Source organism: Streptomyces sp. NPDC005863 (assembly GCF_042871345.1).
In the GTDB taxonomy this organism is placed as follows: domain Bacteria; phylum Actinomycetota; class Actinomycetes; order Streptomycetales; family Streptomycetaceae; genus Streptomyces.
Genome location: NZ_JBIAII010000002.1, coordinates 835,113 through 850,105 on the forward strand (window position 1 = coordinate 835,113; position 14,993 = coordinate 850,105).

Here is a 14,993-nt window from a genome sequence, read left to right on the forward strand (position 1 = left end):
GTGGGAGGCAGACCTAGGGAGCTCCACGGTGACAGAGACGACCGAGCCCGCCGCCGCCCTGCTGCGGGCGGGGAAGTTCTTCCGGCGCGGCACCCCCGCCCCCGACCTGCACAGCGTGCGGCTGACCGGCGGCCGGGACGCGGACGCCTTCTACCGGGACCGGTGGAGCCACGACAAGGTCGTGAACTCGACGCACGGCGTGAACTGCACCGGCTCCTGTCGCTGGAAGGTGTACGTCAAGGACGGCATCATCACGTGGGAGACGCAGGCGACGGACTACCCGAGCGTCGGCCCCGACCGCCCCGAGTACGAGCCGCGCGGCTGCCCGCGAGGCGCCGCGTTCTCCTGGTACACGTACTCCCCCACGCGCGTCCGCTACCCGTATCTGCGCGGCGTCCTCCTCGACATGTACCGGGAGGCGAAGGCGCGGCTCAGGGACCCGGTGCTCGCCTGGGCGGACATCCAGGGCGACCCGGAGCGCCGCAGGACCTACCAACAGGCGCGCGGCAAGGGCGGGTTGGTGCGGGCGAGCTGGGACGAGGCCGTCGAGATCATCGCGGCCGCGCACGTCCACACCATCAAGACGTACGGGCCCGACCGGGTCGCCGGCTTCTCCCCCATCCCCGCGATGTCGATGGTCTCGCACGCGGCCGGGGCCCGCTTCATGAGCCTCATCGGCGCGCCGATGCTCTCCTTCTACGACTGGTACGCGGACCTGCCGGTCGCGTCCCCGCAGGTCTTCGGCGACCAGACGGACGTGCCGGAGTCGGGTGACTGGTGGGACGCCGCGTATCTGATGATGTGGGGCTCGAACGTCCCGGTGACGCGGACGCCGGACGCGCACTGGATGGCCGAGGCCCGCTACCGCGGCCAGAAGGTGGTGGTCGTGGCGCCCGACTACGCCGACAACGCCAAGTTCGCCGACGAGTGGCTGCACCCGCATCCGGGCACCGACGGGGCGCTGGCCATCGCCATGGGCCACGTGATCCTGAAGGAGTTCTTCGTCGACCGGCCGACGGAGTTCTTCACCGACTACGTCCGCCGGTTCACCGATCTGCCCTTCCTGGTGACCCTCACCGAGCGGGACGGCGCGTATGTCCCCGCGAAGTTCCTGCGCGCCGCCGACCTGGGCGAGGAGGGCGAGGGCGGCGACTGGAAGACGGCCGTGCTCGACGCGAACACGGGCCGGCCGGCCGTGCCGAACGGCTCCCTGGGCTTCCGCTGGACCGAATCCGGCAAGGGCAGATGGAACCTCGAACTCGGCGACATCGAGCCGCAGTTGTCCCTGCACGGCTCGGACGTGGCGAGCGGCGTCGAGGTGCTGCTGCCGCGCTTCGACACCGAGGGCGGCGTCCACGGCCAGGGCCGCGGCGAGGTCGTGCGGCGCGGCGTGCCCGCCACCCGGCTCGGCGGCCAGGACGGGCCGCTGGTGACCACGGTCTTCGACCTGCTGCTCGCGCAGTACGGGGTGGGGCGCGAGGGTCTGCCGGGCGTCTGGCCCGCCTCGTACGAGGACGCGGACACCCCCGGCACGCCCGCCTGGCAGGAGGCGCACACCTCCGTCCCGGCCGCCAAGTGCGTGAAGATCGCACGGGAGTTCGCGGCGACGGCGGAGAAGTCCCGCGGCCGCTGCATGATCCTGATGGGCGCCGGCACCAACCACTGGTTCCACTCGGAGACGATCTACCGCTCCTTCCTTGCGCTGCTGCAGCTCACCGGCTGCCAGGGCCGCAACGGCGGCGGCTGGGCGCACTACGTGGGGCAGGAGAAGTGCCGCCCGGTGACCGGCTGGGCGACGCTGGCGGGCGCGGGCGACTGGAGCAGGCCGCCGCGGCAGATGATCGGCGCCGCGTACTGGTTCCTCAACACCGACCAGTGGCGCTACGACCGGTTCGCCGCGGACGTCCTCGCCTCGCCGCTGGGTGAGGGCCGGTTCGCCGGGATGACGGGCGCCGACTGTCTCGCGCTGTCCGCGAGGACCGGCTGGATGCCGTCGTACCCGACGTTCGACCGCAACTCCCTGGACCTCGGCGAGCGGGCGGGCGACCCGGTGGCGGGCGCCGTCGACGAACTCAAGGCGGGCACCCTCAAGTTCGCCTGCGAGGACCCCGACGCCCCGGAGAACTGGCCGCGCGTCCTCACCCTGTGGCGTGCCAACCTGCTCGGCTCGTCCGCGAAGGGCGCCGAGTACTTCACCAAGCACCTGCTCGGCACGCACTCCTCGCTGCGCGCCGAAGAGGCCGGCCCGGACGAGCGGCCCTCCACGGTGACGTGGCGCGACGAGGCCCCCGAGGGCAAGCTCGACCTGCTCGTCTCCCTGGACTTCCGCCAGACCTCCTCGACGCTCCTCTCCGACGTGGTGCTGCCCGCGGCCACCTGGTACGAGAAGCACGACCTGTCGACCACGGACATGCACCCCTACGTGCACTCCTTCACGCCGGCCGTCGACCCGCCCTGGCAGGCCCGCACCGACTTCGACACCTTCCACGCCATCGCCGACCGCCTCAGCGAGCTGTCGGTGGACCACCTCGGCGTACGCAAGGACCTCGTCGCCACCGCGCTCCAGCACGACACGCCCGGCGAGACCGCGCAGCCCGGCGGGGTCGTCCTGGACTGGCGCAAGGGTGAGTGCGAGGCCGTCCCGGGCAGGACGATGCCGAACCTCACCGTGGTGGAGCGCGACTACACCGCGATCGGCGCGAAGTTCGCCGCGCTCGGCCCGCTGGTGGAGAAGCTCGGGCTGCCGGTGAAGGGGATCGCGTTCCACCCCGACCAGGAAGTCGACGAGCTGCGTGAGCGCAACGGCGTCGTGCGCGGCGGTCCCGCCGACGGCCGGCCCGCCCTGGACACGGCGGTGAAGGCCGCCAACACCATCCTCGCCCTGTCCGGCACGACCAACGGCCGCCTCGCCACCCAGGGCTTCCACACCCTGGAGGCGCGCACCGGCCAGGAGATGGCGCACCTCGCCGCCGAGCACGAGGGCAAGCGCGTCACGTACGCCGACACGCAGGCCGCACCGGTCCCGGTGATCACCTCGCCGGAGTGGTCGGGCAGCGAGTCCGGCGGGCGCCGGTACACGGCGTTCACGCTCAACACCGAGCACCTCAAGCCCTGGCACACGCTCACCGGGCGCCAGCACTTCTTCATCGACCACGACTGGATGCACGAGCTGGGCGAGGCGATGCCCGTCTACCGGCCGCCGCTCGACATGAACCGGCTCTTCGGCGAGCCACGGCTCGGCCCGGACGGCGAGACGGAGGTGACGGTCCGTTACCTCACGCCGCACAACAAGTGGTCGATCCACTCCGAGTACCAGGACAACCTCTTCATGCTGTCGCTCTCGCGCGGCGGCCAGTGCATCTGGATGGCGCCGCAGGACGCGGACGCGATCGGGGTGCGGGACAACGACTGGATCGAGGCCGTCAACCGCAACGGCGTGGTGGTGGCCCGCGCCATCGTCTCGCACCGCATGCCGGCCGGCACCGTCTTCATGCACCACGCGCAGGAGCGCACCGTGAACGTCCCCAAGGCGGAGACCACCGGCAAGCGGGGCGGCATCCACAACTCGCTGACCCGGCTGATCCTCAAGCCGTCCCATCTCATCGGCGGATACGCGCAGTTGTCCTGGGCGTTCAACTACCTCGGCCCGACGGGCAACCAGCGCGACGAGGTGACGGTCATCCGCCGCCGCAGCCAGGAGGTGCAGTACTGATGCCCCGAGGCCAAGCCGACGGCGGACGACGCGTCATGGCCCAGATCGCGATGGTCATGAACCTCGACAAGTGCATCGGGTGCCACACCTGCTCGGTCACCTGCAAACAGGCGTGGACCAACCGCGACGGCATGGAATACGTCTGGTTCAACAACGTCGAGACCCGCCCGGGCCAGGGCTATCCGCGCCGCTACGAGGACCAGGAGAAGTGGCGCGGCGGCTGGGAGCTGAACAAGAAGGGCGCCCTGAAGCTCAAGAACGGCGGCCGCGTCAAGTCGCTCCTTGAGATCTTCTCCAACCCCAAGCTCCCGGAGATCAAGGACTACTACGAGCCCTGGACGTACGAGTACAGGAACCTCACCGACGCCCCGCTGGGCGACGACTACCCGGTGGCCGAGCCGCGCTCGCTGATCTCCGGCAAGCCCATGAAGATCGAGTGGTCCTCCAACTGGGACGACAACCTCGGCGGCGCCACGGAGCACGGCCACCTCGACCCCATGGTCGCCAAGACCCGCGAACAGGCCGCGGAGAAGGTGAAGTTCGCCTTCGAGCAGACCTTCATGTTCTATCTGCCGCGCATCTGCGAGCACTGCCTGAACCCGTCGTGCGTGGCGTCCTGCCCGTCCGGCGCGATGTACAAGCGCTCCGAGGACGGCATCGTCCTCGTCGACCAGGACCACTGCCGGGGCTGGCGCAAGTGCGTGACCGGCTGCCCGTACAAGAAGGTCTACTTCAACCACCGCACCGGCAAGGCCGAGAAGTGCACCATGTGCTACCCGCGCGTCGAGGTGGGCCTGCCGACGGTCTGCTCGGAGACGTGCGTGGGCCGGCTGCGCTACCTCGGCGTGATCCTGTACGACCCCGACCGGGTGACGGCGGCCGCCTCCGAGCCCGACGAACACCGGCTGTACGAGGCGCAGTTGGGTGTCTTCCTGGACCCGGACGACCCCGAGGTGCGGCGCGACGCGGAGCGGTCCGGGATCTCCCACGACTGGATCGAGGCGGCCCGCCGCTCCCCCGTGCACGCGCTGATCAGCAAGTACAAGGTGGCGCTCCCGCTGCACCCGGAGTACCGCACCATGCCGATGGTCTGGTACATCCCGCCGCTCTCCCCCGTCGTCGACGCGCTCACCGAGACCGGCCACGACGGCGAGGACCTGGGCAATCTGTTCGGCGCCATCGACACGCTGCGCATCCCCCTGGAGTACCTCGCGGAGATCTTCACGGCGGGCGACGTCGGCCCCGTGCGCTCCTCCCTGGAGAAGCTCGCCGCGATGCGGGCACACATGCGGGCCATCAACCTCGGCGACCGGCCGGACGACGCGACCGCGCGGTCCGTGGGGATGACGGGCACCGAGATCGAGGAGATGTACCGGCTGCTCGCCATCGCCAAGTACGAGGACCGGTACGTCATTCCGACGGCGGCCGTCGCCGACGCGCAGCGCCTGGAGGAGTCGGCGCTGCCGGACTCCTGCAGCCTCGACTACGAGGGCGGTCCCGGCATGGGCGACGACGGGCCCTTCGGGCAGGACTCCGGCCGCCGCCAGCTGCCGCTGGTCACCATCGAGAACTTCCACACGCTGCGCGCCCGGCAGACCGCCGACGAACAGCCCAGCGCGGCCGAGAAGGCCCACGCGGCCAAGGAGGACGACGAGTGACCCGGCACGCCCTGCTCTACCAGGCCGCCGCGCTCTGCCTGGCCTACCCCGACGAGGAGTTCCGCGAGCGGCTCCCGCTCCTTACGGCGGCCGCGCCCACGGAACTCGGCGGCTTCCTGGAGTATGCCCGCACCACCGGGCCCCGCGAGCTCGCCGCCCACTACGTCCAGGTCTTCGACTTCAAGAACCGGCACAGCCTGTATCTGAGCTGGTGGCGGGAGGGCGACACCCGGCGGCGCGGCATGGCCCTGGTCCGCTTCAAGGAGGTCTACCGCGAGCACGGCCTGGAGTTCACCGACGAGGAGCTGCCGGACTTCCTGCCCGCGGTCCTCGAGTTCTCCGCGCACGCCGGGCCGGTGCTCCTGACGGAACACCGCGGCGGCCTCGAACTGCTGCGGATCGCGCTCGCCGACTTCGGCACGCCGTACGCGGCGGTCCTGGAGGCGGTGTGCGCGACCCTGCCGGGCCCCACGCCCAAGGACCGCGCCGAGGCCCAGGCCCTGGCCCGCTCCGGGCCGCCGCGCGAGGACGTCGGCCTGCAACCCTTCGCACTCATCGGGGAGCGCCCCTCATGAAAACGCTGCTGTGGGGCGTACTCCCCTACGTCGCCTTCGTCCTGCTCATCGCCGGCACCGTCTGGCGCTACCGCTACGACAAGTTCGGATGGACGACCCGCTCCTCCCAGGTGTACGAGTCGAAGCTCCTGAACATCGCGTCGCCGATGTTCCACTACGGCATCCTCTTCGTGCTCGTCGGCCACCTGGTGGGGCTGTTCCTGCCGCAGTCGTGGACGGACAAGGTGGGCCTGACCGAGCACACGTACCACCTGTTCTCGCTGTACGGCGGCACCGCGGCCGGCATCCTCCTGGTCCTCGGCATCCTGCTGCTGCTCTACCGGCGGCGGACCAACACGCCGGTGTTCCGCGCGACGACGGCCAACGACAAGCTGATGTACCTGGTGCTGTTCGCGGCGATCGTGCTCGGCATGGTCGCCAAGCTGACGCACGCGTCGGGCGACGGCTACAACTACCGGGTGTCCATTGCCCCGTGGGCGCGCAGCCTGTTCACGCTGCAGCCGGACATCGACCGGATGGCGGGGGTGCCGGTGCTGTACGAGATCCACGCGGTGGTCGGGATGGCCCTCATCGCGCTGGTGCCGTTCACCCGGCTCATCCACATGTTCAGCGCACCGGTGCAGTATCTGTTCCGGCCGTACGTGGTCTACCGCACGAAGGATCCCAAGCGGGTCGGGGCGCGGCCGGACCGGCGGGGCTGGGAGCGGACGGGTTCCTGACCCCACCCGCTCCCCATCCGCTGCCCTGCCGGTTACGGGGTGGCGCCCTTGTCCCGGTCGTCCCCGCCCCGATCGTCCTCGTCCACGATCTCGGCGTCGACCACGCTCTCCTCGGCGGTGGACTCCGTGGCCTCAGTGCCCTCCGTGGCCTGCTGCTCCTGGGCGCTCCCGCCCGCGTCCGCGTACATCGCCCGACCCATCTTCTGGCTGACGGCGGCCAGCTTCTCCGCGCCGGCGCGCAGGGCCGTCGTGTCGTCGGCGCGGTTCTTGAGGAGCTCCTTCAACTCCGTGGCGGCCGCCTCCACTTCGGACTTCGTGGCGGCGGGCACCTTGTCGCCGTTGTCCCGCAGGAAGCGTTCCGTCTGGTAGACGAGCTGCTCCGCCTGGTTGCGGGTCTCCGCCGCCTCGCGCCGCTTGCGGTCCTCCTCCGCGTGCTCCTCGGCCTCGCGCACCATGCGGTTGATGTCGTCCTTGGGCAGCGCGGAGCCACCGGTCACGGTCATGCGCTGCTCGCGCCCGGTGGCCTCGTCCTTCGCCGAGACGTGCATGATGCCGTTGGCGTCGATGTCGAAGGTGACCTCGATCTTGGGGACGCCGCGCGGGGCGGGCGGCAGCCCGGTCAGGTCGAAGACGCCGAGCTTCTTGTTGTACGCGGCGATCTCCCGCTCGCCCTGGAAAACCTGGATGCCGACCGAGGGCTGGTTGTCCTCGGCGGTGGAGAAGGTCTCCGAACGCCGCGTGGGAATCGTGGTGTTGCGCTCGATGAGCTTGGTCATGATGCCGCCCTTGGTCTCGATGCCGAGGGACAGCGGCGTCACGTCGAGCAGCAGCACGTCCTTGACGTCGCCGCGGATCACCCCGGCCTGCAGCGCGGCGCCGAGCGCCACCACCTCGTCGGGGTTGACGCCCTTGTGCGGGTCCTTGCCGGTGAGCTCCCTGACCAGCTCCGTCACCGCGGGCATCCGCGTGGAGCCGCCCACCAGGATCACGTGGTCCACGGCGGAGAGTTCGACGCCGGCGTCCTGCACCGCCTGGTGGAAGGGCTCCTTGCACCGGTCGAGCAGGTCGGCGGTCAACTCCTGGAACTGGGCGCGGGTCAGCTTCTCCGCCAGGTGCAGCGGTCCCTCGGCCGAGGCGGTGATGTAGGGCAGGTTGATGTCGGTCTCGCTCGACGAGGACAGCTCGATCTTCGCCTTCTCGGCGCTCTCCCGCAGGCGTTGCAGCGCCATCTTGTCCTGGCCGAGGTCCACGCCGTGGCCGTTCTTGAACCGGCGGACCAGGTACTCGACGATCCGCTGGTCCCAGTCGTCGCCGCCGAGCCGGGTGTCGCCGTTGGTGGCCTTCACCTCGATGACGCCCTCGCCCATCTCCAGGAGCGAGACGTCGAAGGTGCCGCCGCCGAGGTCGAAGACGAGCACGGTCTCGTCGTCGCCCTTGTCGAGGCCGTACGCGAGGGCCGCCGCCGTCGGTTCGTTGATGATCCGCAGGACGTTGAGCCCCGCGATCTCGCCGGCCTCCTTGGTGGCCTGGCGCTGGGTGTCGTCGAAGTACGCGGGCACGGTGACCACCGCGTCCCTGACGTCCTCGCCCAGATAGGACTCGGCGTCGCGCTTCAGCTTCTGCAGGACGCGCGCGGACAGCTCCTGCGCGGTGAAGCGGGTGCCGTCCACGGAGCCTTCCTCCGGGAACCGCCAACCGCCGTCGCCCATATGGCGTTTGACGGAGCGCGCGGTGCGCTCCACGTTGGTGACCGCCTGCCGCTTGGCGACCTCGCCCACCAGAACGTCGCCGTTCTTGGCGAACGCGACGACCGAGGGCGTGGTGCGGGCCCCCTCCGCGTTGGCGACGACGGTGGGCTCACCACCCTCCAGCACGGCCACCACTGAGTTCGTCGTACCGAGATCGATCCCGACCGCACGTGCCATGGTCCAGTCCCTTCCGCCGCGGGCTCACGTCCCCGTCTCCAGGTCTACTCCGTTCTCCATCACAAAACTTGAGCGGGCTGTTGTCAATGCCGCGCGTGACAATGCCGCCACCCCGGAGCGGGGCGGCGGCATCGTCAACGGGCGCCGGGTCAGGCCAGCTTGGCCGAGAGCGTGATGGTCGTGGCCGACAGGGCCTGGCTCACCGGGCAGCCCGCCTTGGCGGTCTCGGCGGCCTCGACGAAGCCGGCCTCGTCGAGCCCGGGCACGACGCCCTCGACGGTGAGGTGGATGCCGGTGATGCCGGTGCCCGGCTGCAGGGTCACGTCGGCGGAGGTGGTGAGCCGGGTGGGCGGGTTGCCGGCGCCGGTCAGGGTGTGCGACAGCGCCATGGCGAAGCAGCTGGAGTGCGCGGCGGCGATCAGCTCCTCCGGACTGGTCTTGCCGTTCGCCTCTTCGGCGCGCGACGGCCAGGACACCGCCTGCTCGCCGATGCCGGAGGAGTCGAAGGTGACGGTGCCCGAGCCCTCCGTCAGAGAGCCTTCCCAGACCGTGTGCGCGGAGCGCGTGGTTGCCACGATGCAGTTCCCTTCAGTGCGGTTCATGAGGTTCGGCGCGGTTCCGCGAGCGGAACTTCCGTTGCCGCCATCCGATCACACTCCGCGTGAAAACGGCGTACCTGGGCGCGAGGGTGGTCGCTTACATGGCTGGTACGTGGCCGGTACGTGGCTGCTGCGTGGCCGGCGCCGCGTCCCGCGTCCGTCAGCGCTTGCGGGCGACCGCCCCGTACATCGCGATGGCCCGGTCGTCGATGCCTTCCTGCGTCGGGCCGGGCCGCCACTTGTGCACCTGGGTGACGCCCGGGTCGAGCAGATCCATCCCGTCGAAGAAGGACGTGGCGGTCGGCAGGTCGCGCAGCACCATGGGCATGCCCTGCTGCGCGTACTCCTCGGCGACGCGTCCGACCTCCTCGGGGGCGAAGTCGGCGGTGCCGATGGTCAGCGCGAGGAAACTGCCGGACGGCAGCGGGTCGAGCAGCCGCCGTACCAGGCGCTGGTCGTCCGGGGGCAGGATGAAGTGCAGGATCCCGATGATCATCAGTCCCACGGGTTCGCCGAGGTCGATGAGGGCGCGGAACTCGGGGCTGTCCAGGATGGCGTCCGGGTCGTGCATGTCGGCGTCGACGTAGGCGGTCGCGCCCTCCGGGGAGCTCTGCAGCAGGGCGCGGGCGTGGGCCAGCACGATGGGGTCGTTGTCGACGTAGACGACGCGGGACTCCGGCGCGACGTCCTGGGCGACCTCGTGCAGGTTGGGGGCGGTGGGCAGGCCGGTGCCGATGTCGAGGAACTGGCGGACGCCCTGCTCCTGGGCGAGGTAGCGCCCTGCGCGGTGCATGAACCGCCGGTTCTCCCGCATGTGCACGGGCAGCGCGGGCCAGTGCCGGCACATGACGTCCCCCGCCTCGACGTCGACCAGGTAGTGGTCCTTGCCGCCCAGGATGTAGTCGTACACCCGCGCCGAGTGGGCCGTCGAGGTATCGATCCGATCGCCTGCACCGTGCATGGGCAACTCCGCTCTTCACCGCTGGACTTGAGCCGTCACCGAACAGTCACTGAACCACTCGGCCGCCTTTGGACTACTCGACAGCCATTGAACTGCAGACGGTACGCCGGGGATTCACCGGGGCCGCACCTGCCTTGTTAGGGTGCGCCGATGTCCTCGATCTCATCGATGCCGGTTGTGAAGAAGTTCCAGGTCACCTTCGACTGCGCGGAACCCGAACGCGTCGCCCGCTTCTGGTGCGAGGCGCTGGGCTACGAGCTTGCGCCGCCTCCCGAAGACCGCGGCGCGTGGGCCGCATGTGCGGATCCCACGGGGGTGGGCCCGCGGCTGTACTTCCAACGCGTCCCCGAGGGGAAGACCGTCAAGAACCGTGTGCATCTCGACGTACGGGCCGGCACCGGCCTGGTGGGCGAGGAACGTCTGTCGACGCTCGAAGCGGAGTGCGCACGCCTGGTCGCACTCGGCGCGACCCGCGTGCGGTTGCTGCCGGCCGACGACGAGAACGAGTCGTGCCTCGTGATGCAGGACGTCGAGGGCAACGAGTTCTGCCTCGACTGAGCGCAGGCCCGTCCACCGTTTTGCCGACAGACGTGCGCCCGAAGCCGATCCGCGGGTAGGGGTAAGCCCCTGGGCCTGCTCTTGGCGGACGAGACGGAGCGCGAATGTCGGTCGACCTCATCGGTTTCCTCGGCGTGGTGCTGGTGGCGTATCTGGTGCCCGGCCCGGACTTCCTGGTGGTGGTCCGGTCGGCGGTCGAGCATCCGGCCAGGGGACGAGCGGCCGCGTTGGGCGCACAGGCCGGGCTGTGTGTGCACATGATCGCCGCCGCCGTCGGCCTTTCGGTGCTCGCCACCCGCTCGCCGGCGGTGTACGACACGGTCAAACTTCTGGGCGCGGCCTACCTGGTCTACCTGGGCGTACGTGCGGTGCGTGCCGCCCGCCGAGCCGCTCGGGAGCGCGCTGCTGGAGGGACGACGCACGGGGGCCGCCGCCGCCCGGATGCCCTCCCTCAACCACCGCAGCAGGCAACACAGTTCGAGGGTGGCGGCGCGCGGTGGCGTTCCGGCTTCACCCAGGGGTTCTTCACCAATGTGCTCAACCCCAAGGCCGCGCTGTTCTTCCTCAGCATCCTGCCGCAGTTCGTCGACGGCGACGGCTCGATGCCGCGGCAGATCTTCCTGCTCGGCGCCCTGGACGTCCTGATCGGGATCGTCTACTGGTTCGCCCTGGTGGCCGTCGCCGCCCGCCTGCGCGCCCTGCTGGCCCACCCGAAGATCCGGCACCGCTGGGAGCTGACCACCGGCTGGCTGTTCATCGCGATCGGCATCGGCGTCGCGACGGTCGCCTGACGGGGCCGATTGCAATCTGCTCAACTCCGTTGCTCCGGTGCGAGCTTGGACAGCGGGGCGGTCACAGGAACGATGAGTAGTCGCGCCAGGATGAAATCGGGCCGCCGCACACCCCGGCCGTGTTCGAGCGGGGCCCGCAGGTGCGGATCCGCGGATCCGAACACGTGGTGTATGCCGGTGGGCCCGAGGGGCCGCTGAGGTGCGGGAACGGCCCCGTGGCCGGGGTCCTATGGCCGGAATGGCAACTGGGCAACGGGCGTTCGCGGTGACACTTTGAGGCCCCCTCGCGCACGGCGCGAGGAGACCGTCTCAGGGGGTTTGGCCATGCGCATCAACTACTCGGACCGCGGTCCCTCTCCACTCGAACCGGAGAAACCCTCAGCCGCGGGGGACCGGGACTCGACCTTCGGCTGGTGGGGTGCCTTCAGCATCCAGAAGTTCGTGAACCAGGCGACGCTCTACCACACGCACGAGGACGCCACCGGCTGGCTGGCGTACCTCCAGCAGTTCTACGACCGCAACTTCTGGTTCGCCGACGGCGGCGCCCAGGTGTGGGCGTACGAGGAGACGTACGACAACTGGCAGGACCGGTACGGGATGGACGCGGTCGTCGCCGTGTACCACTCGGGCCACGGCGGCATGGACGGCAACGGCGTGTTCTTCGCGCCGCTCGGCGCCGCCTGGGACGGCCGCAGCGACGCGGTCTCCAACCGGATGGCGCTCGGCAACGAGAAGGTGAACTACGTCTTCTTCTCGACCTGCGACTCGCTCAAGGTCACCGGCGGCCACTCCCCGATCCGCACCTGGGGCGGCCCCAACATCGGCTTCCGGATGCTCTTCGGGTTCGAGACGACCAGCATCGACAGCGGCGACTACGGCAAGAAGTTCTGGGAGAAGTGGCGGGCCGGGCAGACGTACTGCGACGCCTGGCTGAACGCCAGCTGGGACATCTACCACGGCCAGGCGCCGTCGGTGTGCGCGGTCGGCGCCACCCAGGCCGAGGCCACCAACCGCCTCAACACCGAGCGGAACTTCTACCGCGAGCACGTGCCGGACAGCTGGTACGCGTGGCGCTGGTACTACGCGCGCGCCAGCATCAGGGACACGCTCACCCAGCTCCCCGGACAGCGGCAGATCGTCCAGCTGGCGCCCGCGGAGCCGGGCGCCGAGCTGAGCCGGCTCGGGCAGCTCGCCGACTTCCCTTCGGCCTCGCTGCAGGAGATCCAGACCGAGCGGATGGGCGTGCTCAGCGCGACCTCCGGCGACCGCGTCATCTCCACCTCGCCGCAGGGCAACCACTGGATCAGGCTCGCCGAGCCCAACCACCACAACACCCGGCAACTGCCCACCGAGCGCGCGATCGAGGCGGCGCGGACCTTCGCCGAGCGGTACGCCGAGGGCGCCGAGCTGGTCGTCGACGGCGTGCACGACCTGATGCAGAACTCCGGGACGAAGGACGGCTCGGAGGTCGGGCGACCGGTCTCGCTGCAGACCCATGTGACGTTCCGGCAGGTCTTCGACGGCGTCCCCGTCATCACCCCGGGCCTCGGCCTGATCCGCGTCGGCCTCGACAACGACGGCACGCCCGTGCAGGCGCAGATCGCCACCCGCCGGGCCACCGGCGCCACCCGCGAGCCGAGCAGCGAGATCTCCCCGCCGCAGCCCAAGGGCGGCACGGCCTCGGCGGCCCCGCTGGAGCGCGACCCGCGGGGGGCCCTGGAAGCGGCGCAGCGCAGGCTGCTCGCCCACCTCGCGGCGGTCACCGCCGGTGAGGAGGGCGCGCGCGGCGCGGCGGCGGAGCAGTCGCTCGAGATCACGGACGTGCCCGGCACGTTCGACGTCGGTTACGAGGTGGAGGGCGACGAGGCGTACCCCGCGGCCCGCAAGCTGATCGAGATCGGCGCGCGGGACAGCATGTTCAAGACCCGTCGCTGGGTCGTCGCACCGCTCGCCCGGTAGGCCCGGACAGCGGTAGACCCGGACGGCGGTGAAGAGGACCGGTTCAGTCGTTCGGCACGGTGGCGGCCCGCTGCTTGCGGGCCGCCATCCACGCGTACACGAGCACGCCCACGAAGAGGAACAGCACGCCCTGGTAGACGGCCGCGTAGCCGGAGCCCGCGACCAGCCACATGGAGAACGCGAACGCCACGCCCGCGAGCACCCCGTCCCGCACCAGGCGCCCGCGCACGACGCGCTCGCGCTGCCCGGAGACCAGGAAGTAGATCTGCGCGGCGGTGGCGAGGAGGTAGGGGACGGTCGCCGTGAACGTGGTGATGAGGACCAGCGACTCGAAGACCCCGCCGGAGCCCGCCGTGTAGTTGTAGACGGTGAGCAGCGAGGCGAGGACGACGGTGACGAGGACGCCGACGGTCGGCACCCCGCGCTTCTTCTTCCCGAACGCGCTCGGGAACAGCCCGTCCTGGGCGGCGGCGTACGGCGTCTGCGCGGAGAGCAGCGTCCAGCCGTTGAGGGCGCCGACCATCGAGACGAGCGCGGCGACGGCGACCGCGGTGCCACCCCAGGAGCCGCCGAACATCGCGTCGACGGCGTCGGAGAAGGGCGCGGTGGAGCCCACCAGCTTGTCGTGCGCGACCGTCCCGAAGACGGCGAGCGTGCCCAGGAGGTAGACGAGGGCGGCGCCCAGGGTGCCGAGGATGGTGGCGCGTCCGACGTTGCGCCGCGGGTCGCGCACCTCACCGGCGCTGACGGCCGCCGACTCGACGCCGAGGTAGGAGAAGAGCAGGATCGCGGCGGCGGCCGAGACCGCGCCCGTCGGGCTGTCGTCGCTCGCCTGGAAGGGGCCGAGGTTGGCGCTGTCGAAGGAGAAGAGCCCGCCGACGGCGACGAGCAGCAGCGGCAGGAACTTCAGTACGGTGGCGACGAGCTGGACGGCGCCGACGTACCGGGTGCCCGCGAAGTTGGCGAGGGCGGGCAGGAGTTGCAGGACCAGGGCGGCCAGGCAGGACGTCCACTTGTGGTCGCCGACGGGCAGCAGGACGTCGAGGTAGCCGACGGCGGCGACGGCCAGGGCCGCGTTCGAGACCCAGGTGGTGATCCAGTACGACCAGGCGGCGAGGAACCCGGCGAAGTCGCCGAAGGCGGCGCGGGCGTAGACGTAGGGACCGCCGGTGCGCGGGTCGCGTTCGGCGAGCCGGCCGAAGACGAGCGCGAGGGCGATGGCCCCGGCGGTCAGGACGCCGAAGGCGACGAGGCTGATGGTGCCGAACGGGGCGACGGACGCCGGCAGCAGGAAGATGCCGCCGCCGATGATGTTCCCCATCACCAGACAGGTGGCGATCGGCAGCCCAAAGCGCCGGGCGTGCTTGCTGGGTGGCGCGGATGTCCCGGATTCCCCGGATGCCCCGGATTCCTGCTGGTCGGGGGCCGGAGCCGACGGTGCAACGGTTCCGGTGTCGTGCATGGGGTGGTGCGCCTCTCGTCGTGCCCGGCGCCCGGGATCGCCGGGCGCAAGACATGGTCGGGCACGCCGGGCGC

General features: G+C 70.6%; 11 protein-coding genes. 7 read left to right on the forward strand and 4 right to left on the reverse strand.

What is annotated here, in order from left to right; all coding sequences use genetic code 11:
• Positions 1–28: 28 nt before the first annotated feature.
• Genes ACFYO9_RS09650 through narI form a run of 4 tightly spaced genes read left to right on the forward strand, consistent with a single transcriptional unit; the run spans position 29 to position 6,664 of the window.
• Entirely contained in the window at positions 29–3,712 is a 3,684-nt protein-coding gene (locus tag ACFYO9_RS09650) for a nitrate reductase subunit alpha (protein ID WP_358776666.1), read from the forward strand.
• Positions 3,712–5,370: a nitrate reductase subunit beta gene (narH, locus tag ACFYO9_RS09655; RefSeq protein ID WP_358776667.1), complete on the forward strand. Its 1,659-nt coding sequence runs from the start codon at positions 3,712–3,714 to the stop codon at positions 5,368–5,370. Before ACFYO9_RS09650 ends, narH begins: the two co-directional genes overlap by 1 nt.
• Positions 5,367–5,945: a nitrate reductase molybdenum cofactor assembly chaperone gene (gene narJ / locus ACFYO9_RS09660; RefSeq protein WP_358776668.1), complete on the forward strand. Its 579-nt coding sequence runs from the start codon at positions 5,367–5,369 to the stop codon at positions 5,943–5,945. The genes narH and narJ overlap by 4 nt, the downstream gene beginning before the upstream one ends.
• Entirely contained in the window at positions 5,942–6,664 is a 723-nt protein-coding gene (narI, locus tag ACFYO9_RS09665) for a respiratory nitrate reductase subunit gamma (protein ID WP_355817227.1), read from the forward strand. The genes narJ and narI overlap by 4 nt, the downstream gene beginning before the upstream one ends.
• A gap of 32 nt (positions 6,665–6,696) precedes the next feature.
• Here narI and dnaK read toward each other — a convergent pair whose 3' ends face one another.
• The 3 genes from dnaK to ACFYO9_RS09680 all read right to left on the reverse strand — a co-directional run bounded on the left by dnaK (position 6,697) and on the right by ACFYO9_RS09680 (position 10,149).
• Positions 6,697–8,589 carry a molecular chaperone DnaK gene (gene dnaK / locus ACFYO9_RS09670; RefSeq protein ID WP_358776669.1) on the reverse strand — a complete coding sequence of 631 codons (1,893 nt, stop codon included), beginning with the start codon at positions 8,587–8,589 and terminating at the stop codon, positions 6,697–6,699.
• Positions 8,590–8,738: 149 nt separating this feature from the next.
• Positions 8,739–9,164 (reverse strand): OsmC family protein, encoded by a 426-nt coding sequence (locus tag ACFYO9_RS09675; RefSeq protein WP_358776670.1) that lies wholly within the window; start codon positions 9,162–9,164, stop codon positions 8,739–8,741.
• A 184-nt stretch (positions 9,165–9,348) separates the two neighbouring features.
• Positions 9,349–10,149, reverse strand: a complete 801-nt coding sequence (locus ACFYO9_RS09680) for an SAM-dependent methyltransferase (RefSeq protein WP_355817237.1) — start codon at positions 10,147–10,149, stop codon at positions 9,349–9,351.
• A 168-nt stretch (positions 10,150–10,317) separates the two neighbouring features.
• Here ACFYO9_RS09680 and ACFYO9_RS09685 point away from each other — a divergent pair, with 168 nt between their 5' ends.
• The 3 genes from ACFYO9_RS09685 (at position 10,318) to ACFYO9_RS09695 (ending at position 13,457) form a co-directional block, all read left to right on the forward strand.
• Positions 10,318–10,707 carry a VOC family protein gene (locus ACFYO9_RS09685; protein ID WP_358776698.1) on the forward strand — a complete coding sequence of 130 codons (390 nt, stop codon included), beginning with the start codon at positions 10,318–10,320 and terminating at the stop codon, positions 10,705–10,707.
• 104 nt (positions 10,708–10,811) lie between these two features.
• On the forward strand, positions 10,812–11,498 hold the full coding sequence (locus tag ACFYO9_RS09690) for a LysE family translocator (RefSeq protein WP_358776671.1): 687 nt from the start codon (positions 10,812–10,814) through the stop codon (positions 11,496–11,498).
• A 324-nt stretch (positions 11,499–11,822) separates the two neighbouring features.
• On the forward strand, positions 11,823–13,457 hold the full coding sequence (locus ACFYO9_RS09695; RefSeq protein ID WP_358776672.1) for a DUF6345 domain-containing protein: 1,635 nt from the start codon (positions 11,823–11,825) through the stop codon (positions 13,455–13,457).
• Positions 13,458–13,500: 43 nt separating this feature from the next.
• Here the strand turns inward: ACFYO9_RS09695 and ACFYO9_RS09700 are convergent, their stop codons facing one another.
• The gene (locus ACFYO9_RS09700; RefSeq protein WP_358776673.1) at positions 13,501–14,919 is read right to left on the reverse strand and encodes an amino acid permease; all 1,419 of its coding nucleotides are present in this window, start codon (positions 14,917–14,919) and stop codon (positions 13,501–13,503) included.
• Positions 14,920–14,993: the final 74 nt, after the last annotated feature.